The sequence below is a fragment of the Mesonia phycicola genome, assembly GCF_900141885.1.
GTDB classification, from domain to species: Bacteria; Bacteroidota; Bacteroidia; order Flavobacteriales; family Flavobacteriaceae; genus Mesonia; species Mesonia phycicola.
This window is the reverse complement of record NZ_FQYY01000004.1, coordinates 113197-138490: the sequence shown is the minus strand read 5'-3', so window position 1 is coordinate 138490 and position 25294 is coordinate 113197. Positions and strand designations below refer to the sequence as shown.

General features: G+C 29.9%; 25 protein-coding genes. 12 read left to right on the top strand and 13 right to left on the bottom strand.

The window, feature by feature from the left end; translation table 11 throughout:
* Position 1: 1 nt before the first annotated feature.
* From BUC03_RS06890 to BUC03_RS06860, 7 genes are all read right to left on the bottom strand, one after another.
* Positions 2 to 334, bottom strand: a complete 333-nt coding sequence (locus tag BUC03_RS06890) for a DUF4870 domain-containing protein (protein ID WP_073149648.1) — start codon at positions 332 to 334, stop codon at positions 2 to 4.
* Between the two features lie 3 nt (positions 335 to 337).
* Positions 338 to 1588, bottom strand: coding sequence for a dihydroorotase (locus BUC03_RS06885; RefSeq protein WP_073149646.1), 1251 nt, complete (start codon positions 1586 to 1588; stop codon positions 338 to 340).
* Between the two features lie 10 nt (positions 1589 to 1598).
* Positions 1599 to 3524 (bottom strand): BatA domain-containing protein, encoded by a 1926-nt coding sequence (locus BUC03_RS06880; RefSeq protein ID WP_073149644.1) that lies wholly within the window; start codon positions 3522 to 3524, stop codon positions 1599 to 1601.
* Positions 3525 to 3591: 67 nt separating this feature from the next.
* Positions 3592 to 4821 carry a sensor histidine kinase gene (locus BUC03_RS06875; RefSeq protein ID WP_073149642.1) on the bottom strand — a complete coding sequence of 410 codons (1230 nt, stop codon included), beginning with the start codon at positions 4819 to 4821 and terminating at the stop codon, positions 3592 to 3594.
* A gap of 41 nt (positions 4822 to 4862) precedes the next feature.
* Positions 4863 to 5630, bottom strand: coding sequence for a TIGR02757 family protein (locus BUC03_RS06870; RefSeq protein ID WP_073149640.1), 768 nt, complete (start codon positions 5628 to 5630; stop codon positions 4863 to 4865).
* Entirely contained in the window at positions 5623 to 7329 is a 1707-nt protein-coding gene (locus tag BUC03_RS06865; RefSeq protein ID WP_073149638.1) for a DUF8201 family protein, read from the bottom strand. The genes BUC03_RS06870 and BUC03_RS06865 overlap by 8 nt, the downstream gene beginning before the upstream one ends.
* Positions 7330 to 7339: 10 nt before the next feature.
* Positions 7340 to 7999, bottom strand: a complete 660-nt coding sequence (locus BUC03_RS06860) for an ABC transporter ATP-binding protein (RefSeq protein ID WP_073149636.1) — start codon at positions 7997 to 7999, stop codon at positions 7340 to 7342.
* Between the two features lie 132 nt (positions 8000 to 8131).
* On the opposite strand from BUC03_RS06860, the gene msrA reads away from it, so the two are divergent.
* Both msrA and BUC03_RS06850 read left to right on the top strand, forming a co-directional pair.
* Complete coding sequence (gene msrA / locus BUC03_RS06855; RefSeq protein ID WP_234971608.1) at positions 8132 to 8662, top strand: peptide-methionine (S)-S-oxide reductase MsrA; 531 nt, start codon at positions 8132 to 8134, stop codon at positions 8660 to 8662.
* Positions 8663 to 8719: 57 nt separating this feature from the next.
* Positions 8720 to 9022, top strand: coding sequence for a hypothetical protein (locus BUC03_RS06850; protein ID WP_073149632.1), 303 nt, complete (start codon positions 8720 to 8722; stop codon positions 9020 to 9022).
* A gap of 83 nt (positions 9023 to 9105) precedes the next feature.
* On the opposite strand, the gene BUC03_RS06845 is transcribed toward BUC03_RS06850, so the two are convergent.
* From BUC03_RS06845 to porX, 6 genes are all read right to left on the bottom strand, one after another.
* A complete protein-coding gene (locus BUC03_RS06845) occupies positions 9106 to 9414 on the bottom strand; it encodes a hypothetical protein (RefSeq protein ID WP_073149630.1) in 309 nt (102 codons plus the stop codon).
* Between the two features lie 85 nt (positions 9415 to 9499).
* The gene (locus BUC03_RS06840) at positions 9500 to 9877 is read right to left on the bottom strand and encodes a hypothetical protein (protein WP_073149628.1); all 378 of its coding nucleotides are present in this window, start codon (positions 9875 to 9877) and stop codon (positions 9500 to 9502) included.
* 4 nt (positions 9878 to 9881) lie between these two features.
* Positions 9882 to 11078 (bottom strand): alanine dehydrogenase, encoded by a 1197-nt coding sequence (locus BUC03_RS06835; protein WP_073149626.1) that lies wholly within the window; start codon positions 11076 to 11078, stop codon positions 9882 to 9884.
* Between the two features lie 63 nt (positions 11079 to 11141).
* Positions 11142 to 11684: a hypothetical protein gene (locus tag BUC03_RS06830; RefSeq protein ID WP_234971607.1), complete on the bottom strand. Its 543-nt coding sequence runs from the start codon at positions 11682 to 11684 to the stop codon at positions 11142 to 11144.
* A gap of 268 nt (positions 11685 to 11952) precedes the next feature.
* On the bottom strand, positions 11953 to 12360 hold the full coding sequence (gene tsaE / locus BUC03_RS06825) for a tRNA (adenosine(37)-N6)-threonylcarbamoyltransferase complex ATPase subunit type 1 TsaE (protein ID WP_073149624.1): 408 nt from the start codon (positions 12358 to 12360) through the stop codon (positions 11953 to 11955).
* 10 nt (positions 12361 to 12370) lie between these two features.
* The gene (gene porX, locus BUC03_RS06820; protein ID WP_073149622.1) at positions 12371 to 13924 is read right to left on the bottom strand and encodes a T9SS response regulator signal transducer PorX; all 1554 of its coding nucleotides are present in this window, start codon (positions 13922 to 13924) and stop codon (positions 12371 to 12373) included.
* Positions 13925 to 13958: 34 nt separating this feature from the next.
* Between porX and BUC03_RS06815 the strand changes: the two genes are divergently transcribed.
* The 10 genes from BUC03_RS06815 (at position 13959) to fabG (ending at position 25282) form a co-directional block, all read left to right on the top strand.
* Positions 13959 to 15188 (top strand): HD domain-containing protein, encoded by a 1230-nt coding sequence (locus tag BUC03_RS06815; protein WP_073149612.1) that lies wholly within the window; start codon positions 13959 to 13961, stop codon positions 15186 to 15188.
* 23 nt (positions 15189 to 15211) lie between these two features.
* Positions 15212 to 16240, top strand: a complete 1029-nt coding sequence (gene lpxD, locus BUC03_RS06810; RefSeq protein ID WP_073149610.1) for a UDP-3-O-(3-hydroxymyristoyl)glucosamine N-acyltransferase — start codon at positions 15212 to 15214, stop codon at positions 16238 to 16240.
* Entirely contained in the window at positions 16233 to 17636 is a 1404-nt protein-coding gene (locus BUC03_RS06805; protein ID WP_073149607.1) for a bifunctional UDP-3-O-[3-hydroxymyristoyl] N-acetylglucosamine deacetylase/3-hydroxyacyl-ACP dehydratase, read from the top strand. Before lpxD ends, BUC03_RS06805 begins: the two co-directional genes overlap by 8 nt.
* Positions 17637 to 17639: 3 nt before the next feature.
* On the top strand, positions 17640 to 18422 hold the full coding sequence (gene lpxA / locus BUC03_RS06800; protein ID WP_073149604.1) for an acyl-ACP--UDP-N-acetylglucosamine O-acyltransferase: 783 nt from the start codon (positions 17640 to 17642) through the stop codon (positions 18420 to 18422).
* An 11-nt stretch (positions 18423 to 18433) separates the two neighbouring features.
* Positions 18434 to 19000, top strand: coding sequence for an elongation factor P (gene efp / locus BUC03_RS06795; RefSeq protein ID WP_073149602.1), 567 nt, complete (start codon positions 18434 to 18436; stop codon positions 18998 to 19000).
* A 14-nt stretch (positions 19001 to 19014) separates the two neighbouring features.
* Positions 19015 to 19950, top strand: coding sequence for a UDP-3-O-(3-hydroxymyristoyl)glucosamine N-acyltransferase (locus tag BUC03_RS06790; RefSeq protein WP_073149600.1), 936 nt, complete (start codon positions 19015 to 19017; stop codon positions 19948 to 19950).
* Position 19951: 1 nt separating this feature from the next.
* Positions 19952 to 20362 carry a nuclear transport factor 2 family protein gene (locus tag BUC03_RS06785; protein ID WP_073149598.1) on the top strand — a complete coding sequence of 137 codons (411 nt, stop codon included), beginning with the start codon at positions 19952 to 19954 and terminating at the stop codon, positions 20360 to 20362.
* Between the two features lie 64 nt (positions 20363 to 20426).
* Entirely contained in the window at positions 20427 to 21299 is an 873-nt protein-coding gene (gene sucD, locus BUC03_RS06780) for a succinate--CoA ligase subunit alpha (RefSeq protein ID WP_073149596.1), read from the top strand.
* Positions 21300 to 21411: 112 nt separating this feature from the next.
* A complete protein-coding gene (locus BUC03_RS06775) occupies positions 21412 to 24393 on the top strand; it encodes an insulinase family protein (RefSeq protein ID WP_073149594.1) in 2982 nt (993 codons plus the stop codon).
* A gap of 142 nt (positions 24394 to 24535) precedes the next feature.
* Positions 24536 to 25282 carry a 3-oxoacyl-[acyl-carrier-protein] reductase gene (fabG, locus tag BUC03_RS06770; RefSeq protein ID WP_073149592.1) on the top strand — a complete coding sequence of 249 codons (747 nt, stop codon included), beginning with the start codon at positions 24536 to 24538 and terminating at the stop codon, positions 25280 to 25282.
* Positions 25283 to 25294: the final 12 nt, after the last annotated feature.

The window sequence follows — 25294 nt, the reverse complement described above, 5'->3', positions numbered from 1 at the left end:
TTTACGCTAGTTTATTAAACCATTTTTGAAAATACTCTCCAACTAGTGGAATAATTGTTTTTCTACCTTGTAAAGCACCAATAAAGCCATATACCCAAAGTATAAATACAAATAGCCAAAAAGAGAAAGTAATTAACCAACTATTAAAACCACTAACTAAAGCTAATAGTAAAAAATAAAGAATATGAATACCTAATGCTTGTTTAATATGAAAGCTAGCAAATTTGTTTTTACTTTCCATATTCATAAATATGGCTATAATGCACCCAATAATTGTAAAATAAGCAACAATAGCATTAGATTTTCCGTGTTTTATTTCTTCTGATGTGGTCATTAATTAAGAGAGTGTTAGTTGGTTATTTGCAAAAACTCCGTAAACTTTTCCTTTAAGTGAATGCCCAATAAACATAGAGTTTTTAGAGCTAGAAATTATATTTTCTTTTTCAAAAGTATGTTTACCATCAGGGTTAAATAAGGTGAAATCTGCATTTTCTCCTATTTCTAAACTTGGTTTTTTGATACCGAATCTAGCCTGTCCTTTTGTAAGTAACTCAATAGTTTTTTCTGTAGTAAAAATTGTGTTTAAAGCGCCAAATGCAGTTTCTAAACCAATAGTACCGTAAGAAGCATTTTCAAATTCTACTTTTTTATGTTCAATGTCAATAGGGGTATGGTCTGTAGTCACCATATCTATAGTACCGTCTTTTAAGCCAGTAATTAATGCTTTAATATCACTATTAGTTCTTAAAGGTGGCATTACTTTGTAATTAGCATCAAAATTTTGCAGCTTTTCATCTGTAAATATTAGCTGATGTATAGCTACACTACAAGTGATATCTAAGCCTTTTTTCTTAGCTTCTTTAATTAGTTTTACAGATTTAGCCGTAGATATAGTTGGGATGTGTAATTTACCCCCTGTGTATTCTAGTATAAATAAATCTCTAGTAATTTGTAATTCTTCAGCTAGAGAAGGTATTCCTTTTAAACCTAATAATGTACTGTGATAATCTTCGTGTGCACTTCCGTTTCTTGCAATTGCATTTTCTTGAGGGAAAGATTGTACTAAGCCGTCAAAGTTTTGCGCGTATTGCAGGGCAATTTTTAAAAGATTAGGGTTTTTTATTGGTGTTTTAACGTCTGAAAAAGATACAGCTCCTGCATTTTTCATATCATACAATTCTGCTAAATCTACGCTTTCGCTTTTTATAGTTAGCGCTCCAACCGGGTGTAGGTTTACTCCATACTTACCTTGATAGCTTTTTAGGTATTTTATAGCAGTACTATTATCTGAAACAGGATTAGTTATTGGGTTAACAGCAATAGAAGTAAAACCGCTTTTTGCTGCAGTTTTAATTCCGTTATCTAGTGTTTCTCTTTCTTCATAACCAGGTTCACCAAAACTCACGCTACTATCAAACCAACCTAAAGATACGTGTAAGTTGTTATATTCTATAGTTTTATCTGCTTGTGTAGAAATTTCCTCACCTATATTTTCAATTTTACCATTGTTTAGTAGTATATCTACTTTTTGTTGGTGGTATTTACTTTCTGAATTGACAATTGTGGCAGATTTGATAAGGATTTTCATTAATCAATTTTTATTTTAGATACTTTAAGAGTAAAAATTCAATCACTAAAAATAGTAATGCAAAAATAACAAACCATTTCCAAAGAAGGTTCATTTCATTAGCATTAATCTCTTGTGTAAAGAAATTAGTAATAGAGTTATTGGTTTTTAAATTTTTATAAGAAGAAAGATCTGCATAGGTAAGTTCACTTTCTTTTCTGTCTTCGTTAAAACTAATATTTTTTAAAAGCTCATTATTAGTGTTTAAACTATAATTACCTGCTTTTTTGGGTTCTTCTACAAAAGTTAATTCTACTTTATTGCTATACCTTTTTTGTAGTGGTATAAAAGTGAAACTGCTATCTTTTACTTTTATCACTTCGTCTTCTTGTAAAACTGCAGAAATTTCTACAGTGTTTGTTTTATTGCTAACATAGTAAAGCTTAGGTAGTTGTATGCTTTGTTTTGCTATGTTATAAAATGTAGGTACAATTAATGGCGAATTTTTAAAATTGCTATTTTCTTTATTTATTGCTGAAGAAAATAAATAAACGTGATTTTGCTCTTTTAAAAATGGCAATCCATTATTAAAACTTAAAATTTGACTAGAAGTAGAATATAACGCATAATAATTATTCACTTTTGGGTAATCAAAATTTTTAATTTTTTGATTAAATACCTCTTTATAAAGCGGATGTGAAAAGTTAATTGTAGTTATTTTTAATTCTTCTTCTAATTTGTTACCAAAACTATTAACCCCTAACGTATTTAAAAGACTACGATAAGAATTTTGATCTATATTTTCAATTGGTATAATTGTTAAATAACCACCATTATCTATGTGCTTGGATAAAATAGAATTTAGTCCATTGGGTATAGATTTTAGTTCGTTTAGAATAATAAGGTGTTGATTTTCTAGCTGATTGTAATTAATTTGATTTTCTTCAACAGAAATTAAATCAAATTCTGTATTGGTGTAAATCTTTTTTAAAAACTCACTTTTATTACCATTAATGGCGGTAACTTTTATTTTTTCATTTATTTGAAGAGAAAAGTAAAGAGAATTATCATACTGTAAACTATTATCATTTACTGTAAATTTTCCGTTTATGGCTTCTTTATTTTCAATACTAAATAAAGCATTTGCGGTATTTTTTTCTTCAAAACTAACACTACTTTTTGCTAATAAAGTATTGTTATTATATAAACTAACCGGAAAAAGCTGGTTTGATAGAGAATTGCTAGATACATTCACCTGTAACTCTATATGGTCTAAGTGTTGCTCTTTAACAAAAACAGAATCTATACTTATATTAAAACTATTTTCTGGCACAAGTTGTATAGCTGTATTTTCTATCTGGTCACTAAATACAACCTCTTTAACATCTTGTTGCTGAAAATCTGATATAGCAACAAACTTTTTTAAAACTTCTTTTCTTTTACTAAATAGATTTTGAGCTTTTAAATAAGTGGTTTTAAAATTGGTTGGAGTAGAGGTGTAGTTTATTTTTTGTAAATCACTTTTTATGTCTGTAATAGTGATGTCTTTATAAACGTTGTTATTGGTAAAAAGTGTGAATTTATTTTCTGAAGGAATTTGTGTAAGTAAATCTTGAACAGATTTTTTAAGTAGTTCTCCATTTTTCCCTTTTTGCTGCATACTAAATGAGTTATCTAAATAAATAACCATTTCTTTTTCTTGTAATGTTTGGTTGCTAGCAGGAAAATAAGGTTGAGCAAATGCAACAATTATACAGGTTAATGCTAAAATTCTAGCTAAAAGGGTAAGCCATTTTTTTATTTTAGAACTTTTGCGAGTTTGTAATTGTACTTTTTTTAAAAACTTTACATTGGTAAATTGTTCTTTTTTAAATCTTCTTAACTGAAATAAATGAACAATGATAGGTATTGCCAGTAAAAATAAAGCGTAAAGTAATTCTGGATTTTTAAATAGCATTCTTTATTTTCTATAGGTATTCAAATATAGAAAATGAAAGTTAAAGTAAATTTGAAAATAGAAACTATTATGCAGTTTTCTTAACAACATTTTTTTTAATGGTAAATGTAAAGGTGGTTTCTTTACCTAATTTAGAGTTAACAGAAATCTCACCACCCATATTATTAATTATTTTTTTAACAGTAGATAGCCCAATACCATTTCCTTTTTTTCCGTTTCTGTCTAATTGATTAGCGGTAGAAAAAAGCTCAAAAATATTATTTTGTTTTTCTTTAGGTATGCCTATACCATTATCTTTAATTGTAAATTGGTAGTATTTACTATTTTCAATACACTCTATATCTACAATTATTTTATCTTTATCGTTGTATTTTAGGCTGTTACCTAATAAGTTAAGTAAAATTTGTTCAAGCGCTACTCGATTACAGTAGATATCAATATTATTTTCTGGAAAATTAATTTCACAATCTTCTTTAATATTAAATAAATCTATAATTTCTTCTAGTAGATGATGAATGTCAAATGTTTCTCTAAGATCTTTTTTACTTAAATCATCAGTTTCATAGTGTGCTAAAATTTTTGTTATATAATCACTTAAGGCAAAAGAAGATTGTTTTAAGTAATCTAAGTATTGCTTTCCTTTGTTATCTAATTGCTCACTATACTTTTCTTTTAAAATATCTGCAGTGATAATCATATTGGTGAGTGGCATTTTTAAATCATGAGAAACCACTCCAGCAAAATCTTTTAACAAGTTATTTTTTTGTCTTAATTCTTCTTCGGTAATTTTTAAGTTATTATTTCTAACCCTAAGTTCTAGCATTTTAACTACTTGATTAGCAATAGTTTTTAATGCTTTTTGTTGATGTTTAGTAATGCTTTTTGGTTTGTGATCTATAACACAAAGCGTACCTAAAGAGTTTCCTTCTTTATCTGTTAGTGGCATACCTGCATAAAATATAACAGGAGTATCTATTAATTTGGTAAGCGGATTATCTATAAAACGCTCATCTTTAGTAGCATCTTCTACTATCATTAACTCATTAGAGTTATTGATAGCGTGACCACAAAATGAAACTTCTCTATCAGTTTCACACAAATCTGTACCAATTTTAGCTTTAAACCATTGTCTTTTTTCTTCAATAAAGGTAATAAGAGACACTGGTGTATTACATACCAAAGCAGCTAAAGCAACCAAATCATCAAATTCTTGTTCTGGATTTGTATTTAAAATGCCTAAATTTTTGAGAGCTTTAAGCCTTTTCACCTCATTTAAAGGTGTCTTTGGTATAATCATATAAAATAGATTTTAACGTAAAATTAAGAAAAAAAAAGCAATTAGAAGTCTTTCTCAAAAACACCTATTCCAAACAATGCAAAATCATATTTTACAGGGTCATTTTTATCTAGCTTTCTTAAACTAGTATCTAATTCTGTAAGTGCTTTGGCATCGTTTTGTTTTCTTTTTAAAAGTTTTAATTTTCTGGCTATGTTACCACTATGTAAATCTAACGGACAGGATAGTGCTGCAGAAGAAATATTTTTCCATAAGCCAAAATCTACGCCACAATTATCTTCTCTCACCATCCACCTTAAATACATATTTATTCTTTTTGCTGCTGATTTTTTTAAGGGATCGCTCACATGTTTTTGAGTTCTTTTAAGGTGTGGTAATTCAAAAAATACTTTTTTAAACTCGTGAATTGCTTGTTGTGTAGATGTAGATGTTGAGTATTTTGTAAAAATTGTTTCTAAGCCTTGGTGGTTATTGTAAATATTTTGAAGCGATAGAACAAAATATTTTAAATCTGTATCGTTAAATGTACGATGAACAAAACCATCTAACCTAGATAAATCGTTTTCATTAGCATTTTTTACAAAATCATAAGGAGCTAAATCCATTAGTTCCATTAAGTGTTTTGCATTTTTTAAAATACTTTTACGGTTACCCCAAGCAATGGTTGCAGTTAAAAATCCTGCAATTTCAATATCTTCTTTTCTACTAAATAGATGTGCAATTTGAATAGGATCTGAATCAATAAATTCTGGCTGATTATATTGTTCTACTTTATAATTTAAAAACTCTTTAAGTTCTTTTTTAGTCATTATCTATAGATTTTGAGTAAAAACCATCTTTTAAATTTCCTGTTCTTAATTGCGGATAGTAATGGTACTTATTTTTAAAATATTCTAACTGTTCTTTTTTTATTACAGGTAAATCACCATCTCCTGTAATCCAAAAAAACTCTTGGTTAGTGGGATTATTGTATTTTAAGTTGCCTATTTTTTCTTTATGATAAGTGTAATTGTATTTTGAATTTTTATGCGGAAATATAATATAGCTAAGCTTAAAACTACTGTTGTTTTGAGTGAATTTATTGGTAGTAAAGCTATCTAATTTAAAAGGAAAAAGTAAAATGAATGAAGTAATGATTAATGATAGAGGTAATGCTATTTTAATTAATATTTTTTTTTGAAATATTATAAAAATTAATAAGGCTACAAGTGTTAAAATAAAGACTAGAAAAAAACGATATTGAGGAGAGGTTATAAATAATACAGCCAATTGTATACAAGCCAAACTGTAAATAGCCAAGAGAGGTTGGTATATTTTTTTCTTCAGAATTATAAAAAAAGGAAAAATAATAATTAGAGCTAAAATTAATTTATTAAAAACACCATGAAGTTTTGGTAAGCTAAGCCATACTTTAAGACGCTGTAAAATACTAAGTTCTTGATATTCTAAATAACTTATTTTATAAGCATAAACCTTATTTGTTTTAAAGAAAAAAGACTGATAAGCCTCTGGTATACTATAATCTGAAGTTAGCCATTTAAAAGTTTGTAAAGGAAATAAAGGGTAACCCGTTAACCATTGATTTTTACCTATAAATATAGCTAACACAAATAAACCTACACTAAACAATGTAACTAGAGATTTTTTAAATTTCTGATAATTAGCTGCTAAAAGTATAATTGGTATACAAACAATGTAAACACTACTAATTTTAATTAATAAAATAAAAAAACAAATAAAAGTGATGTTTTTAAAATCTGTAATAGACAAATTGTTCCAGTTTTTGAGCAGTTTATAAAATATTAGAAAACTGAATAGAAAAACAGGAATATCTGGTGAAGGTGAACTTATAAATTGAAAAAATAAAACACTCACTAACGGAACTATAGCTATAAAATAATGAGCTATTTGTATAGATTTTTCTTTAAAAATTAAGTTGATTTTTTCAAAAGAATAAAAAGCAACTAAAAAATAAATATATGCGCTTAAATCATTTAATTTGTTTGTTAAAAATGAAAAATTAAAAGCACTTTGTAAAATATGCCAACCACTGGTTTGTGCAAAAAATAAATGTAAATTACTTAATCCTTTTACAAAACCATACTCATTTAACCATTTTATAGTTTGCAGGTAATAAGATTCATTATCAATTATATAAGGCAGAGTAGAGGCTTGTGCTAAACACAACCAACTAAAAATAAAAAAAGCAATTTGTAGAGGTTTACTTAAATTAAAAAACCTAATTTTTAAATTGGTAATATATATTTTTAATTGTTTTCTTTTAAAGTATGCAAGCAGTAAGCTAGCAAGAAAAAAAACAATATAAAAACCAATGTTTATAGAAGTAAAAAAACAAGAAATAGCTGTGATTATGGTAATAGAAAATAAGCCTAATATTTGAGTAATAAGGTGGTTGTTTTCTTTTAATTTAAATAGATTATTAAATGTAATTCCCCAAACAGTAGCTGCATAAAAAATATAAATCCAACTAATAAAAATTAAAAGCATAACTACAGATTTACACTATAGAGCCGTCTACCATAGTAAGTTTTCTATCGGCCATATTAGCAAGGTCTTTGTTATGAGTAACAATAACAAACGTTTGCCCAAATTCTTCTCTTAACTTAAAAAATAATTGATGAAGATTTTCTGCAGATTCAGAATCTAAATTACCAGAAGGTTCATCTGCTAAAATAATTTCTGGATTATTAATTAGTGCTCTTGCAACTGCAACACGTTGTTGCTCACCACCACTAAGTTCAGATGGTTTGTGGTTTTTTCTATGCTCTAAGCCTAAAAAACTTAATAATTCTACCGCTCTTTTTTCAGCAACACTTTTTTCAGTTTTATTTATATATGCTGGTATACATATATTTTCTAAGGCTGTAAACTCTGGTAGTAATTGATGAAATTGAAAAATAAAACCAATGTGCTTATTTCTAAAAGCTGCAAGCTCATTTTTGTTTAAATGGTACACTTCAATATCATTAATCTTTAACGAAGAGTTTTTGTTTTTTGCAGCAAAATCTAAAGTACCTAAAATTTGCAGTAAAGTAGTTTTTCCCGCACCAGAAGCGCCAACAATAGATATAATTTCACTTTTTTCTATCGCTAGATTTACATTATTTAAAACGTGTAAATCATCATAATATTTATGAATATTTTTAGCAGTAATCATTCGGTTCTAAAATTTATAGGCTAAAATAAACTATTTTAAAAGAACATAACTATTATAACAAAGCTTTATAATTTTAGATAGTGTGCTTTAGAATGTTTCATTTATTTTTATTGAAAAATAAATAAAGATAATATGCAGACAGCAACATTTGCTAATGGCTGCTTTTGGTGTACAGAAGCTGTTTTTCAAAGATTAGAGGGAGTTAGTAATATTGTATCTGGTTTTACGGGAGGTCAAATCAAAAATCCACCTTATAGAGAAGTAGTACAGGGAAGAACGGGGCACGCAGAAGCTATACAATTAACTTATGATTCTTCTAAAATTTCTTATGAAGAGTTGTTGATGGTATTTTTTACAACACACGATCCTACTACTTTAAATAGACAAGGTAATGATGTTGGTACACAGTATAGAAGTGCAATTTTTTATCATTTTGAAGATCAAAAACAAATGGCTCAACATATAATAAATAAGTTAAATGAAGAGATTTTTGAAGGAAATATAGTTACCGAAGTAACGGAAGCTTCTACTTTTTATACTGCAGAGTTTGAGCATCAAAACTTTTATAATAATCATCCTAATCAGCCTTATTGTCAGTATATTATAGATCCGAAAATTAAGAAATTAAAAGAGTATTTTTCTGATAAGTTGAAGTTTGATTAGTTCAAAATATTATTTTCGGTATGTTTTTTGCTAATTCTATTAGTATAAACTTAAACTATGAAAAAGCTAAAAAATAAACTGTTATTAAAAGCAGTAATTTATGATGGTATAGGTATGTTAAGTAGTTTTATACCAGTAGTGGGGCCTTTTTTAGATATTGCTTGGGCGCCATTTGCAGCAAAGAAAATGCAAGAAATGTACCCTTCAAAAAAAGGTAAAATAGCTTCTGTACTTGTTTTTATTGAAGAAATACTACCTTTTACAGATATAGTACCCACTTTTACGTTAATGTGGTTGTACTATTTTGTATGGAAGAAAAATGAAATTGAAGATGTTGCTTATGCAGAAATTGTATCTTAAATTTTATACTAGTAATTAATAAATAAAAAAAGCCTTACTCTAATAATTGAGTAAGGCTTTTTTATGGGCTTTAAGTAATTTGTTTATTCTTCCTCTTTATCTTCTGGAGTGATACCCGATTCTGCTTCTGGTATATCTACAATAGGTTCATTAAAATCTTCATCTTCATAATCATCTTCATCATAATTAGCCATAGTATTTTCTAGTTTAGTACTTACTTTAACTAGATAAATACAATCTTCAGTTTTCACTTCCACTGCTTCAACTGTTTCATTTTTTGCATTTTTAAATGCAATTATGTGATCATCATCATATCCATCAGGATATTTTTCAACCAACATCCCTAAAATTTCTGGAGTTAATTTTTTATAATCAACAATAACTCGTTTCATAATCAATAGCTTAATTTATTCGCTTAATAAAAACAATAATAAAAAGTTTGATTTAAAAACAAGCGAATATTTTAAAAAAAATATGTTATTTTTTTAAATAACTGATATTTAGTATGGTAACTAAGCTGTCGCAATTTTGGAAGCTTGTTTTATACTTCGCGTTGTTTTTTTCTGATTCTACTACGTAAATATTACAAGAATCTAATGAGGTTTTACTTTCATCAAAAAGCACATCTCCCTGTTGTAGGGTATTATCTATAAAAATAGAATCTAATTGAAATTCTTCTAATTGATTTTTTGCAGTATTAGTATATGTTTTGTGTTTACTTCTAATATTTTTTAAAACACGAGCATTAGGCCCGTAGTCACAAGAAGTTTTTTTTCCACTTAAAAAAAATATTAATATAACTATTCCAATACTAAAGCCACCTAAATAGTAGCCCAAACGATGTATAAATTTCATAAAATTAGAAAATAAGCAAATTGATATCTCTATGATTTAGATTAAACCAATCTGCAACAGATTTATTAGTTAAAATTCCGTGGTAAAAGTACAAACCGTTTCTTAAACCACGATCAAATCTGAGAGTATTTTCTAAACCACCTTCTTCACCAATATGTAAGAGATAAGGTGTAAAAATATTACTTATTGAAATTGAGGAAGTTCTAGGGTATCTAGACGGGATGTTTGGTACCCCGTAATGTATTACTCCGTGTTTTTTTAAAGTAGGATTATCGTGCGAGGTAATTTCAGAAGTTTCTACACAGCCGCCCATATCTATGCTTACATCAATAATTACAGAGCCAGGTTTCATATTTTCTACCATTGTTTCTGAAATAACAATAGGAGATCTATCTTGACCTCTTACAGCTCCAATTACAACATCTGCTCTTAGTAAAGATTTTAATAAATTTTTAGGTTGTAGCGTAGAGGTATATAGTGGTCTACCTAGGTTGGTTTGTATGCAACGTAATTTGGTAAGAGAATTATCAAAAATTTTAATATTAGCACCCAAGCCTAAAGCAGACCTTCCTGCAAATTCACCTACTGTTCCCGCTCCAATAATAACTACTTCTAAAGGCGGTACTCCACTAATATTACCAAACATCAAGCCGCTACCTTTAGGGCTGGCTAATATTTCTGATGCGATTAATACAGAGGCTGTACCTGCAATTTCGCTTAAAGCTCTTACTGCTGGATAAGTACCATCTTCATCTTTTATAAACTCAAAAGCTAAAGCAGTAATTCTTTTTTCTGCTAATTTTTGAAAATAACTTTTCTCTTGTGTTTTAAGTTGTAAAGCAGAGATTAAGGTAGTCTGCGGATTCATTAATTCTAACTCGTCTAAAGAAGGAGGTTCTACTTTTAGAATAATAGGACAAGCAAAAACCTTAGAGGTGTCTTTGGTAACTTCTGCACCAGCTTCACTATAATCTTTATCAGAAAAATTGGCATCTAGGCCAGCGTTACTTTCAATTAAAACTCGGTGACCATTAGCAGTAACAGCAGCTACGGCATCTGGTGTTAAGCAAACTCTTTTTTCTTGATAAGAAGTTTCTTTAGGTAAGCCTATAAAAAGTTCACCTTTTCTTTTCTGTATTTCTAACATTTCTTCCTGAGGAAGAAGTTCTTTTTGGGTAAAAGGGGTTGTTGGCTTGCTCATTAGTTTTTAGATAATGAACTAAAGAAATGAAAAAAAACTCTGAATAGCAAAAGAGAGTCTTTATTAATTGCGGAAAAGGTCTCGGAAATGAGAGAATATATTTTTTTTATTTTGAAGCTCGTATTCTATTTCTTCTAAAGAAGGGTTGTGCATACTAGCAAAAATTTTGGCTCTTATTAAATATACTAAAGGTACAATAACAGACATAACAGGAATAAGATACCAGATTTCTACTTCATCAAAAAATATAATATCATCATTCAGTGCACTGATTAATTGGAATAAATACATTCCAATTGGTATTAAAATAACATGATACCACCAATGTTTGCAAGTTAAAAACCAAACGGTAAGTAAGTAGAGAGGCACAAATTTAGTTAACAGTGTCCACATACTTACATTTACACCATCATAAAAACCACTTTTATAGGTAAATATAGCAGTTTCCCAGATTTTTGTATCTGGGAAACTTCTATATGAATAAAATAAATATGGTGATATAATTATCAGCAACGCTATAATACTACCCGTTAGTAGGGATTTTGATTTTACCTTTGTCGATGATGAAATCATCGTTTTGGATGTTGTCTTGCGTTGTGTGCTCATCGATTGATTGTGGGGTACAAGATGTTACTAAAAATCCTAATGTTGCAATTGCGAAGATAGCGTTTTTTAATTTCATAATAATTGATTTTAGAGTTTGTTATAGTTGTTTTTTCGTTTTGTTCTGGTACAAATGTAGAATCAAATTTGTTAAAATTTTGAATTTTGTTTGCCGTACCTTTGCATTTTAAAGTAAACTTAAAAAACTGTAAATCAATTAATTGTGTAGTATTTTGTTTATTGAAAATCACTATTTAACATGTGATTTTTGCTAGCTAATTGTTATTTTTCTTGTTTCATTAGATATTTTTTCTATGCTTATAGTTATGCTTTCTGCTGGGAGTAAATTTTCAATTTTACTTGGCCATTCTATAAGTACCCATTGTTTGCTATTTAAATAATCTTCAAAACCTATGTCATAGGCTTCTTCTTCGTCTTCAATTCTATGAAAATCAAAATGGTAAACTTTAGCTTTATCTGCTAAATATTCATTCACTAAAGAGAAGGTGGGGCTTGTAACTCTATCTGTAGAGCCTAGTTGTTTAGTTATTTGTTTTATTAAGGTTGTTTTTCCTGCACCCATTTCACCATAAAATAAAAGTGTCTTATGTGAAGAAGACACTTTTATAATTTGTGCTGCTATGCTTGGTATTTCATTTAAACTATAAGTGATTTCCATAATAGTAATTTTATCGTGGTGAAAGCACAGCAAAAGGAATTACCATTTCTTCTAAAGATACTCCACCGTGTTGATATGTGTTTCTGTAATAACTTACGTAATGGTTATAATTATTAGGATAAGCAAAAAATAAGTCTCCTTTAGCAAAGATAAAAGAGCTACTCATATTTATACTAGGTAAATGAAATTCTTTAGGGTTTTTAGATGCAACAACGTCTTTATCTTCATAAGTTAAGCTTTTGCCTGTCTTATAACGTAAGTTTAGACTAGTGTTTTTGTCTCCAATAACTTTAGAAGGGTTTTGTACATTAATTGTCCCGTGATCTGTAGTGATAATTAATTTAAACCCTAATTGTTGCGCTTTTTGTATCATTTCTAATAAAGGCGAGTTTTTAAACCAGCTCTCTGTTAAAGATCTATAAGATTTATCTGTAGAGGCTAACTCTTTAATTACTTCCATTTCAGTTTTAGAGTGAGAAAGCATATCTACAAAGTTGTAAACAACTGCTGTAAGATCATTTTCTTTAAGTTGTTTAAAATTTTGCACTAAACTTTTACCGCTTTTTAAACTTGTTATTTTATAATATTCTGTTTTGTAAGTAAGACCTAAACGCTTCATTTGCGCCATTAAAAAATCTTCTTCGTGCATATTTTTTCCTCCTTCATCGGTGTCATTTAACCACCAATTAGGGTATTGTTTTTCCATATCAGATGGCATTAAACCAGAAAAAATAGCATTTCTAGCGTACTGTGTTGCTGTAGGCAAAATACTAGAGAAGGCACTTTCTTTATCTTTTTTATAGTAATTATTTATAATAGGTTCAAAAGCTTTCCATTGGTCATATCTCAAATTATCTATAACTAAAAGTAATGTAGGTTGTTTGTCACTTAGTTCTGGTACAATTTTGTTTTTAAATAATTGGTGAGATAGAATAGGGGCTTCTTCATTATTTCCAGCAAACCAAGAGACGTAATTTTTCTCTACAAATTTACAGAACTGTGTGTTTGCTTCAGATTTTTGAGATTCTAATATCTCAAACATACCGTTGTCTTCAATATTTTCTAACTCTAATTCCCAATAAATAAGCTTTTGGTATAGCTCAGACCAGCCTTCCCAAGAGTTAATCATAGACATGTCCATCGCTATTTTTCTAAACTCTTGTTGGTAATTAGAGGTTGTTTTTTCTGAAACTAAACGCGAATGGTCTAAATTCTTTTTAAGACTTAAAAGAATTTGATTGGGGTTTACAGGTTTAATTAAGTAATCTGCTATTTTAGAACCAATAGCTTCTTCCATAATATATTCTTCTTCACTCTTGGTAATCATTACCACCGGAAGATTATTTCTTTTTTCTTTAATTTCAGATAAGGTTTCTAAGCCAGTAAGTCCTGGCATATTTTCATCTAAAAAAACGATATCAAAATTTTGATTATCAACTACTTCAATAGCTTCTGTACCACTTTGGCAAGTAGTTACTTCGTAGTTCTTTTTTTCTAAAAATATAATATGTGGTTTTAATAAATCTATTTCATCATCTACCCAAAGTACTTTAATCTTATTCATATATGTATATTTGTTTTTTTATTAAACTATCATTTTGAATCAAAGAAACAAACTCAAAATATTAAACGATCCAATTTACGGATTTATTACCATTCCAAACGAACGTATTTTTGATATCATTGAGCATAAATACTTTCAAAGATTACGCCGAATTTCTCAAATGGGAATGTCTTATTTGGTTTATCCTGGAGCTCACCATACAAGGTTTCATCATGCATTGGGGTGCATGCATTTAATGAGAAAAGCTTTAGATGTACTTCGTTTTAAGGGAGTTGAGATTTCTAAAAAAGAAGAAGAAGCTCTTCTTATAGCTATTTTATTACATGATATTGGCCACGGACCATTCTCTCACGCAATGGAACATAGTATAGTAAGCGGAGTAAGTCATGAGTGGATTTCACTCCAGTTTATGGAAAAAATGAATGCAGACTTTAACCAAAGTTTAACTTTGGCAATTCAGATTTTTAAAGGCGAATATCACAGAAAGTTTTTTAAACAGTTAATAGCAAGTCAACTTGACGTAGATCGTTTAGATTATTTAAAAAGAGATAGTTTTTATACAGGTGTAGCAGAAGGTAATATAAATAGTGAGCGTTTAATAACCATGTTAAACGTAAGTAATGATGAATTAGTAGTAGAGCAAAAAGGAATTTATTCTGTAGAAAAATTTCTAGTAGCACGCCGTTTAATGTATTGGCAGGTTTATTTACATAAAACAAGCTTGGGTGCAGAGCAGCTTCTTATCAGAGTTTTAAAACGTGCAAAAGAATTAGTGAGTAAAGGAGTAGATTTACCAGCAAGTAAGGCCTTGTCTTTTTTCTTGAAAAATGAAATTAATTTTGAAAACTTTACCAACGATACACTACACACTTTTAGTAAATTAGATGATTTTGATATAGTCTCTGCTATGAAAGAATGGGTTTCTTGTGATGATTTTGTCTTAAAAAATCTTTGTACTTCTATTATAAATAGAGATTTATTAAAAGTAAAATTAAAAAAAACACCTATTGAAGTAGATAAAGTAGAAAAACATCTACAAGAGCTTCAACAAAAACATAATATTAGTAGAGAAGAAGCAAACTACTTTGTATTTAAAGGTAGCGTATCTAACTTAGCTTATAGAGATGATGTAGAGAATATTAATATTCTTTATAAAAACGGAAAAGTGAGTGATGTCATAAAAGCATCAGATCAACTTAACCTGGGAGCGCTAACAAAACCAGTAGTTAAATATTATATCTGCTATCCTAAACCAAAAGATTAACAAATTTTTCTATTTTTGTCAGAATGAAATTTACAGCAGAACAAATTGCAGAGGTTTTAGAAGGTAAAGTTGTAGGGAATCCTGAAGCAGAAGTCTCAGAACTTTCTAAAATAGAAGAGGGACATTCTTCTTCATTAACTTTCTTATCAAACCCAAAATATACTCAGTACATTTACACAACAAATGCAGCAATATGCATTGTAAATGAAGACTTTGAGCCAGAGAAAGAAATTACATCAACTTTAATAAAGGTAAAAGATGCTTATCAAGCATTTACTAAGTTGTTGCAATATTACAATCAAGTAAAACACAGTAAAACAGGTATAGAAAATCCATCTTATATAGCATCTTCTGCTAAGTATGGAGAAAATATCTATATAGGAGCTTTTGCATATATTGGAGAAAATGTAGTGATAGGTGATAATGTAAAAATCTATCCAAATGCATATATAGGTGATAATACCAAAATAGGAGATAATGTAATGGTTTTTGCAGGAGCTAAAATTTATTCAGAAACTGTTATCGGTAATAATTGTGTAATACACGGTGGTGCTATTGTTGGAGCAGATGGTTTTGGTTTTGCACCTAATGAAAAAGGAGAATACGATAAAGTACCTCAAATTGGTAATGTAATAATAGAAGATAATGTAGATGTAGGGGCTGGTACAAGTATAGATCGAGCAACACTAGGTTCTACAGTGATTAAAAAAGGAGTGAAGCTAGATAACCAAATACAAATAGCTCACAATGTTGAAATAGGAGAAAATACTGTAATTGCTGCGCAAACAGGTGTAGCAGGTTCAACAAAAATAGGTAAAAACTGCATTATTGGTGGTCAAGTTGGTATTGTTGGTCACATTACTATCGGAGATCGTGTAAGAATACAAGCACAATCTGGGATAGGAAGAAATGTAAAAGATGGAGAAGCTTTACAAGGGTCTCCTGCATTAGGTTATAACGATTATAATAAAGCCTATGTACATTTTAAAAATTTACCAAAATCAATAAAAACACTTCATAATCTAGAAAAAAAGCTAAACAATAATGGCTGAAAAAATTAACCAAACTACTATTAAAGAAGAAGTTACTCTTGAGGGAGTAGGTCTTCATACAGGGCAAAAAGTAACCTTAACTTTTAAACCGGCAGAAGCTAATACAGGCTATGTTTTTAAAAGGGTAGATTTAGATGGAGCTCCAGAAGTTCCTGCAGATGTTACTTATGTAGTAGATACACAAAGAGGAACTTCTCTAGAAAAAGGAGGAGTGTCTATTCAAACTTCAGAGCATGTATTGGCTGCTTGTGTAGGTTTAGAAATAGATAATGTATTAATTGAAATGAACCAAAGTGAACCACCTATTATGGATGGTTCTTCTAAATTCTTTGTAGAAGCTTTAGAACAAGTAGGTAAGGTAGAACTAGATGCAGAAAGAGAAGAATATGTTGTAAAAGAAGTAATTTCATACGTGGATGAAAAAACAGGTAGTGAGCTGGTAATTATGCCATCTTCTACTTACGAAATTACCACTATGGTAGATTTTGAAACCAAAGTTTTAGGAACGCAAAATGCATCAATTAAAAACTTATCTCAGTTTAAAGATGAAATAGCAGACTCAAGAACTTTTAGTTTTCTTCACGAGCTAGAAACTTTATTAGAACACGGTTTAATTAGAGGCGGTGATTTGAATAATGCTATTGTTTATGTAGATAAAGAACTTTCTGCAGAAACTATGGAAAAACTTAGAACAGCTTTTGGTAAAGATGAAATATCAGTTAAGCCAAATGGTATTCTAGATAACCTAACTCTACATTACCCTAACGAAGCAGCAAGACATAAATTACTAGATGTAATTGGTGATTTAGCTTTAATAGGTACAAGAATTAGAGGTAAAGTAATTGCTACTAAACCAGGACACTTTGTAAATACAGAATTTGCAAAAAAACTAGCAAAAAAAATAAAGGCAGAAAAAAGAAATATGATGCCTGAGGTAGATTTGAATCAAGCTCCATTAATGGACGTAAATCAAATCATGAATATGTTACCTCACCGTCCGCCTTTTTTATTAATAGATAAAATATTTGAGTTAACAGATTCTTCAGTAATTGGTTGCAAAAATGTAACTATGAATGAAGATTTCTTTAAAGGTCATTTTCCTGGAGCACCAGTAATGCCTGGAGTTTTAATTGTAGAAGCTATGGCTCAAACAGGAGGTATTTTAATTTTAAGTACAGTGCCAGATCCAGAAAACTACTTAACTTATTTTATGAAAATAGACAAAGTTAAGTTTAAACAAAAAGTTGTTCCTGGAGATACTTTAGTATTTAAATGTAACTTAATAACCCCAATAAGAAGAGGTATTTGCCATATGCAAGGGTACGCATTTGCTAACGGAAAACTTTGTGCAGAAGCAGAGTTAATGGCACAAATTGTAAAATCTAAAGACAAATAGTTTATGAATCAACCATTGGCATATGTACACCCAGGTGCAAAAATTGCAAAAAATGTGGTTATTGAGCCTTTTACAACCATTCATAACAATGTAGTTATTGGTGAGGGTAGCTGGATAGGCTCTAACGTAACTATCATGGAAGGAGCACGTATAGGTAAAAATGTAAGTATTTTTCCTGGTAGTGTAATTTCTGCAGTTCCTCAAGATAAAAAATTTAACGATGAAGAAACCGTTACTATAATTGGTGATAATACAACCATAAGAGAGTGTGTTACAGTAAATAGAGGTACTTCAGATAGAATGAAAACGGTTATCGGTAACAATTGTTGGATCATGGCTTATTGCCACGTAGCTCACGATTGTTTAGTAGGCGATAACTGCATATTTTCTAATAATAGTACCTTAGCGGGGCACGTTACAGTTGGTGATTTTGTAGTTTTAGCAGGGATGACGGCCATACAACAATTTTGTATGATTGGTAGCCACGCATTTATTACAGGAGGATCTTTAGTAAGAAAAGATGTACCACCTTTTGTAAAAGCAGCAAGAGAACCTTTATCATACGTGGGGATTAACTCTATAGGTTTACGTAGAAGAGGTTTTTCTACAGAAAAAATAAGAGAAGTTCAAGATATTTATAGAATTTTATATCAAAAAAATTATAATAACTCACAAGCAGTAACTATCATTGAAGCAGAAATGGAAGCAACTCCAGAAAGAGATGATATTTTAGAATTTATTAAAAATTCTAAGCGTGGAATTATGAAGGGTTATTTTTCAAATTAATTAAACAAATTATGGCAAGTACTAGTGATATTAGAAATGGATTATGTATAAAGTATAATCACGATATTTTTAAAATTATTGAATTTTTACACGTAAAACCTGGTAAAGGACCAGCATTTGTAAGAACCAAATTAAAAAGTGTAACCACAGGAAAAGTAATAGAAAATACTTTTTCAGCAGGACATAAAATTGAAGATGTTCGTGTAGAGACTCATAAATTTCAGTTTTTATATAATGATGGAGAGTTTTATCATTTCATGAACACAGATGATTATACACAAATTAGATTATTAGAAACTGCATTAGATGCTCCAGGTTTAATGAAAGAAGGAGAAGTAGTTACAGTAATTATTAATTCTGAAGATAACGCACCTCTTTCTGTAGAGATGCCACCAAGTGTAATTTTAGAAGTTACTCATACAGAGCCTGGTGTTAAAGGTAACACAGCAACCAATGCAACAAAACCAGCAACGGTAGAAACTGGTGCAGAAGTTAACGTCCCTTTATTTATTAATGAAGGCGATAAAATAAAAATAGAAACAGAAAAAGGGACTTACAAAGAACGTATTAAAGAGTAATTTTTAAAAACTATATGAAATTTCCTCAAGCACATACACTTCAGCAAATTGCAACAATTATCAATTCTGAATTTATAGGTAACCCTAATTTTTCTGTATTAGGGATGAATGAGATTCATGTAGTAACTCCAGGTGATATTGTTTTTGTAGATCATCCAAAATATTACGATAAAGCTTTACAATCGGCAGCAACTATTATTCTTATTAATAAAGAAGTAGAGTGCCCTGAGGGTAAAGCTTTATTAATTTCAGATGATCCTTTCCGTGATTTTAATAAATTAACAGAATACTTTAAACCCTTTCAAAAATCAGAAAACACTATTTCTTCAACAGCAGAAATAGGGAAAAATACCACAATTCAACCTAATACATTTGTAGGAAACCATGTAAAAATTGGTGAAAATTGCATAATTCATTCCAATGTAAGTATTTATGATTATGCGGTTATTGGTAATAATGTCACTATACATTCTGGTACTGTTTTGGGAGCCTCTGCATTTTATTATAAAAATAGACCAGAAGGTTTTGATCAATTAAAATCTGGAGGTAGAGTAGTGATAGAAGATAACGTAGATATAGGTGCTGCCTGTACTATAGATAGAGGTGTAAGCGGAGATACCACAATTAAAGAAGGTACAAAAATAGATAACCAAGTACATATTGGTCACGATACTGTAATAGGTGAAAAATGCCTAATAGCATCACAAGTAGGTATTGCAGGTTGCGTGGTAATAGAAGATGAAGTAACTATATGGGGGCAAGTAGGGATTACTAGCGGAATTACAATTGGTAAAAAAGCAATTATCTCTGCACAAAGTGGAGTAAGTAAGTCATTAACAGGCAATACATCTTACTTTGGTACTCCTGCAGACTCTTTCAGAAAAAAATATAAAGAAATAGCTTCTATACGATTAATACCTAGTTTAATTGAAAAAATTGATAAATTGTAATATGCAAAGTCAAGAAAAACAATTAGTGCAAGATTTTTTTGAGTCAGCTTTTTATAAAGATGAAACTGTAATTTCAAAATACTTGCACCCAGATGTAACTATGTATTGGAATAGTAGTTTTGGTTTCTTAAAATTAAACCAAAGTGATTTTATAAAGTTGGCTTCAGAAATGAAAAAATCTTACGAAGCATTAACTTGTGAAATTACACACCTATTACAAGATAATAATAAAATTACCATTAGATTTACTTATCATGCTAATACTATTGAGCATCCAGAAGATGATAGAGCATTAGCACATTTTATATGTATATGGGAGATAAAAGACGAAAAATTGTACGAAGGTTACATAATTAGTCAACCAGGAGACGATTCTTTTGAAAATATCTCATCTTTTATACCAAAAAAATAATAAAAACTTTTAGAGTTGTTTTTAAAAAATTAAATTTGCAAGGCAATAAAACAAGAAAAAAATTATGAGCGTTCTAGTTAATAAAGATTCAAAGATAATTGTACAAGGTTTTACTGGTAGTGAAGGTACTTTTCACGCAGGTCAAATGATTGATTACGGTACTAACGTAGTTGGTGGTGTAACCCCAGGTAAAGGAGGTCAAACTCATTTAGATAAACCTGTATTTAATACAGTAGCAGAAGCTGTAAAAGAAGCTGGTGCAGACACTACAATTATTTTTGTACCGCCAGCATTTGCTGCAGATGCAATTATGGAAGCTGCAGATGCAGGGATTAAAGTAATTATTACAATTACAGAAGGTATTCCAGTGGCAGATATGATTAAAGCGTCAAACTATATTAAAAATAAAGACTGTCGTTTAGTAGGTCCTAACTGTCCAGGTATTATTACTCCAGGTGAAGCTAAAGTTGGTATTATGCCAGGTTTTGTATTTAAGCAAGGTAAAGTAGGTATTGTATCTAAATCTGGTACATTAACTTATGAAGCCGCAGACCAAGTTGTAAAACAAGGTTTAGGTATTACTACTGCAATTGGTATTGGTGGAGATCCAATTATTGGAACAACTACCAAAGAGGCTGTAGAGTTATTAATTAACGACGAAGATACAGACTGTGTAGTAATGATTGGTGAAATAGGTGGTCAATTAGAAGCAGATGCAGCTAAATGGTACCAAGAAAGCGGATCTAAAAAACCTATCGTAGGTTTTATTGCTGGTGAAACTGCTCCAGCAGGAAGAACAATGGGTCACGCAGGAGCTATTGTTGGTGGTAGTGAAGATACTGCTCAAGCTAAAAAGAAAATTATGAGTGAATGTGGTATTCACGTAGTAGATTCTCCAGCAGAAATTGGTAAAAAAGTTGCTGAAGTATTAGGGTAATATATAATCTGTTAAATTTTAACAGAATTACTTCATATAAAAGTTCGTTAGTATGTATTTACTAACGAACTTTTTTTATTTTTAACCATCTCTTAACTAATTAATTATATTAATGAAAAAATTCTATTTACCATTTTTTTTATTCTTATCTACTTTAACCATTATCAGTTGTGGTGAAAAGAATGAAAACACCGAAACAACAGAAGAAGATAAGTACCAGCATACAGATGAAGCTGGCTTTACTTATGAAACTTTTAAAGACGATCCAGCAGGATTACGTCTTTATACCTTAGATAACGGGCTTAAAGTTTACTTAGGTAAAAATGAAGAAGAACCAAAAATACAAACCCTTATAGCGGTTAGAGCTGGTTCTACTTACGACCCTGCAGATAATACAGGTTTAGCCCATTATTTAGAGCACATGGTTTTTAAAGGAACCCATAAAATAGGTACTCAAGATTGGGAGAAAGAAAAAGTATTGTTAGATAGTATTTCTAATTTATACGAAATGCATAAAGCAGAGCAAGATCCAGAAAAGAAAAAGGCTCTTTACGTGCAAATAGACTCTGTTTCTCAAAAAGCTTCAGAATATTCTATAGCGAATGAATATGATAAAATGGTAGCATCTTTAGGGGCAGAGGGTACCAATGCTTTTACTTCTAACGAGCAAACTGTATATGTAAATAAAATTCCATCTAACGAGCTTGATAAATGGTTAAGTGTAGAGAGTGAGCGTTTTAGTACGTTAGTTTTACGTTTATTTCATACAGAATTAGAAGCAGTTTATGAAGAGTTTAATAGAGGTCAAGATAGTGATGGCCGTAAACAGTACCAAGCAACTTTAGAAGGTTTATTCCCAACCCACCCGTACGGTACACAAAGTACCATTGGTAAATCAGAACATTTAAAAAATCCTTCAATGGAAGCTATTCATAATTATTTTGATACCTATTATGTACCAAATAATATGGCAGTAGTTCTTGTAGGTGATTTAGATTTTGATAAAACTATTCAAAAAGTAAATGAAGCTTTTGGTGATTATGAAGAAAAAGAAGTAACGCATCCAAAATTTCCTAAAGAGCAACCTATTACTGCTCCTGTAGAGAAAGAAGTTTTAGGGCCAACATCAGAGTCTGTATATGTAGCTTTTAGAACAGAAGGCGTTGGTAGTAAAGATCAGCAAATAGTAACTTTAATAGACTATATTTTAGCAAACTCTCAAGCTGGTTTAATAGATTTAGATCTTAATCAACAACAAAAAGTACAAAGAGCTTCTTCATTTACTAATTTTAATAATGATTATGGTTTTCACATATTGTACGGAATGCCAAAGGCTAATCAATCTTTAGAAGAAGTAAAATCTTTATTACTAGCAGAGGTTGAAAAAATTAAGAAAGGTGAATTTGATGATTGGTTGGTAGACGCTGTTATTAACGATTTAAAACTTTCAGAAATTCGTCAATATGAAGATGCATCTTCTACGGCTTATGCGTTTATGGACGCTTTTATTCACTTTCAAGACTGGCAATCACAAGTAGATTTTACAGAAAACTTAAAATCTATCACAAAAGAAGATATTGTTAATTATGCCAATAAACATTACCAAGAAAATTATGTAGCGGTATATAAGCGTAAAGGTGAAGACCCTAGTATTGCTAAAGTAGAAAACCCAGGGATTACTCCAGTTAAATTAAACAGAGATAAGCAATCAGAATTTATTAAAGAATTTAATAAGAAAGAATCTCCAGCTTTAACACCTCAATTTGTAGACTATAATGAGGCTATAGATAGCTTAAGTACAAAAAATGGTTTGCCAGTAGCTTTTATAGAAAATAAAAATAATGACTTATTTAATTTATATATCATTTTTGATATGGGGCAAGATAATGATAAAGAATTATCACTTGCAGCAGGCTATTTAGATTATTTAGGGACAGATAAATATACAGCAGACCAAGTTAAACAAGAGTTTTATAAATTAGGTATTAACTATTTTGTAAGCTCTGGTACAGATAAAACATACGTTGGTATTTCTGGTTTAAAAGAAAATCTGCCAGCAGGTTTAACTCTTTTAGAAGATGTTTGGCAAAATGCAACTGCAGATCAAGATACGTATAACAAATATGTAGAACAGATTATTAAAGGCCGTGAAGATGGTAAAACTCAAAAAAGTAATATTCTTTTTAATGGTTTAATGAATTACGGTAAATATGGAGAAAATTCAAGATTGAGAAATATTTATTCTGAAGCTGAATTAAAATCTAAAAACCCAGAAGAACTTGTTCAAAAAGTAAAAGATTTAAGAAATTACAAACAACGTATTTTTTATTATGGTAAAGATGTAGAAAACGCTATTAGTGCCTTAGATGAAAAGCACCAATTACCAGAAACATTAAAAGACTACCCAGAAGCCAAAAAATACACAGAAATAGAAACTGGCGGAAAAGTGTATTTTGTAGATTATGATATGGTACAAAGTGAAATGGTATTTTTATCTAAAGGAGAAGATTTTAGCCCAGAAAAAATGGCAGCTACAGAGTTATTTAATACTTATTTTGGTAGTGGTCTTTCTTCAATAGTTTTTCAAGAAATTAGAGAATCTAAATCTTTAGCATATTCAGCGTATTCAGCTTACCAAACTTCTAGAGAAAAAGATAAGCCTAATTATGTAATGGCATACATTGGTACACAAGCTAATAAAATGCCGCAAGCCGTAGATGCAATGATGGAGTTAATGACAAATATGCCAGAGGCAGAAGAGCAATTTCAATCTGCAAAAGAAGCAACTTTAAAACAAATTGCAGCAGATAGAATTACTAAAACATCAATTTTCTGGAATTATGAGAGCTTAAAGAAACGTGGTATAGATCACGATAACAGAAAAGAAATGTATGATACTATTGCATCAATGACTATGGAAGATTTAAAAGAATTTTTTAACAACAACATCAAAGGGCAAGATTATAATGTATTAGTTATAGGTAATAAAAAAGATGCAAATATGGATGCTCTTTCTAAATTAGGGAAAGTAGAAGAATTAGATGTAGATTATTTATTTAATTATGAAAAAACAACAAACGATTTAAAATTATAAGCAAAAAAAGCATTATTTTAAATACGAGTTAATATTATTATTTAATAATTTTTAAAACCTCTTGAGATTTCAAGAGGTTTTTTTATGTCTTCATTGTACATATAGTTATATTTGGCTTTGCGATAAATAAATAATTTTAATTATGAAATTACTAGAAGGAAAAAATGCCATCATTACCGGTGCTAGTAGAGGTATTGGTAGAGGAATAGCTAAAGTTTTTGCAGAAAATGGAGCAAACGTGGCATTTACCTATAGCTCTTCTGTAGAAGCTGCAGAAGAATTAGAACAAGAACTTACCAAATTAGGAGTAAAAGCGAAAGCTTATAAAAGTAATGCAGCTAGTTTTGAAGAAGCTCAAGACTTAATAAGTAAAGTAACAGAAGATTTTAGTAGCATAGATATTTTAATTAACAACGCAGGTATTACCAAAGACAATTTGTTAATGCGTATGAGCGAAGAAGATTTTGATAAGGTTATAGAAGTAAACCTTAAATCTATCTTTAACATGACAAAAGCTGTACAGCGTACCATGTTAAAACAACGCTACGGTAGTATTATTAATATGAGTTCTGTAGTTGGTGTTAAAGGTAATGCAGGGCAATCTAACTACGCAGCTTCTAAGGCAGGAATTATTGGTTTTTCAAAATCTATGGCTTTAGAGTTAGGTTCTAGAAATATTAGAACAAATGTAATTGCACCAGGATTTATAGAAACAGAAATGACAGCAAAATTAGACGAGAAAACTGTACAAGGGTGGAGAGAAAATATTCCATTAAAACGTGGTGGTTCTCCAGAAGATATTGCAAATGCTTGTGTTTTCTTAGGAAGTGATTTAAGTGGTTATATTACAGGTCAAGTTATTAATGTAGATGGCGGTATGCTAACTTAATTTTTTTCTAAA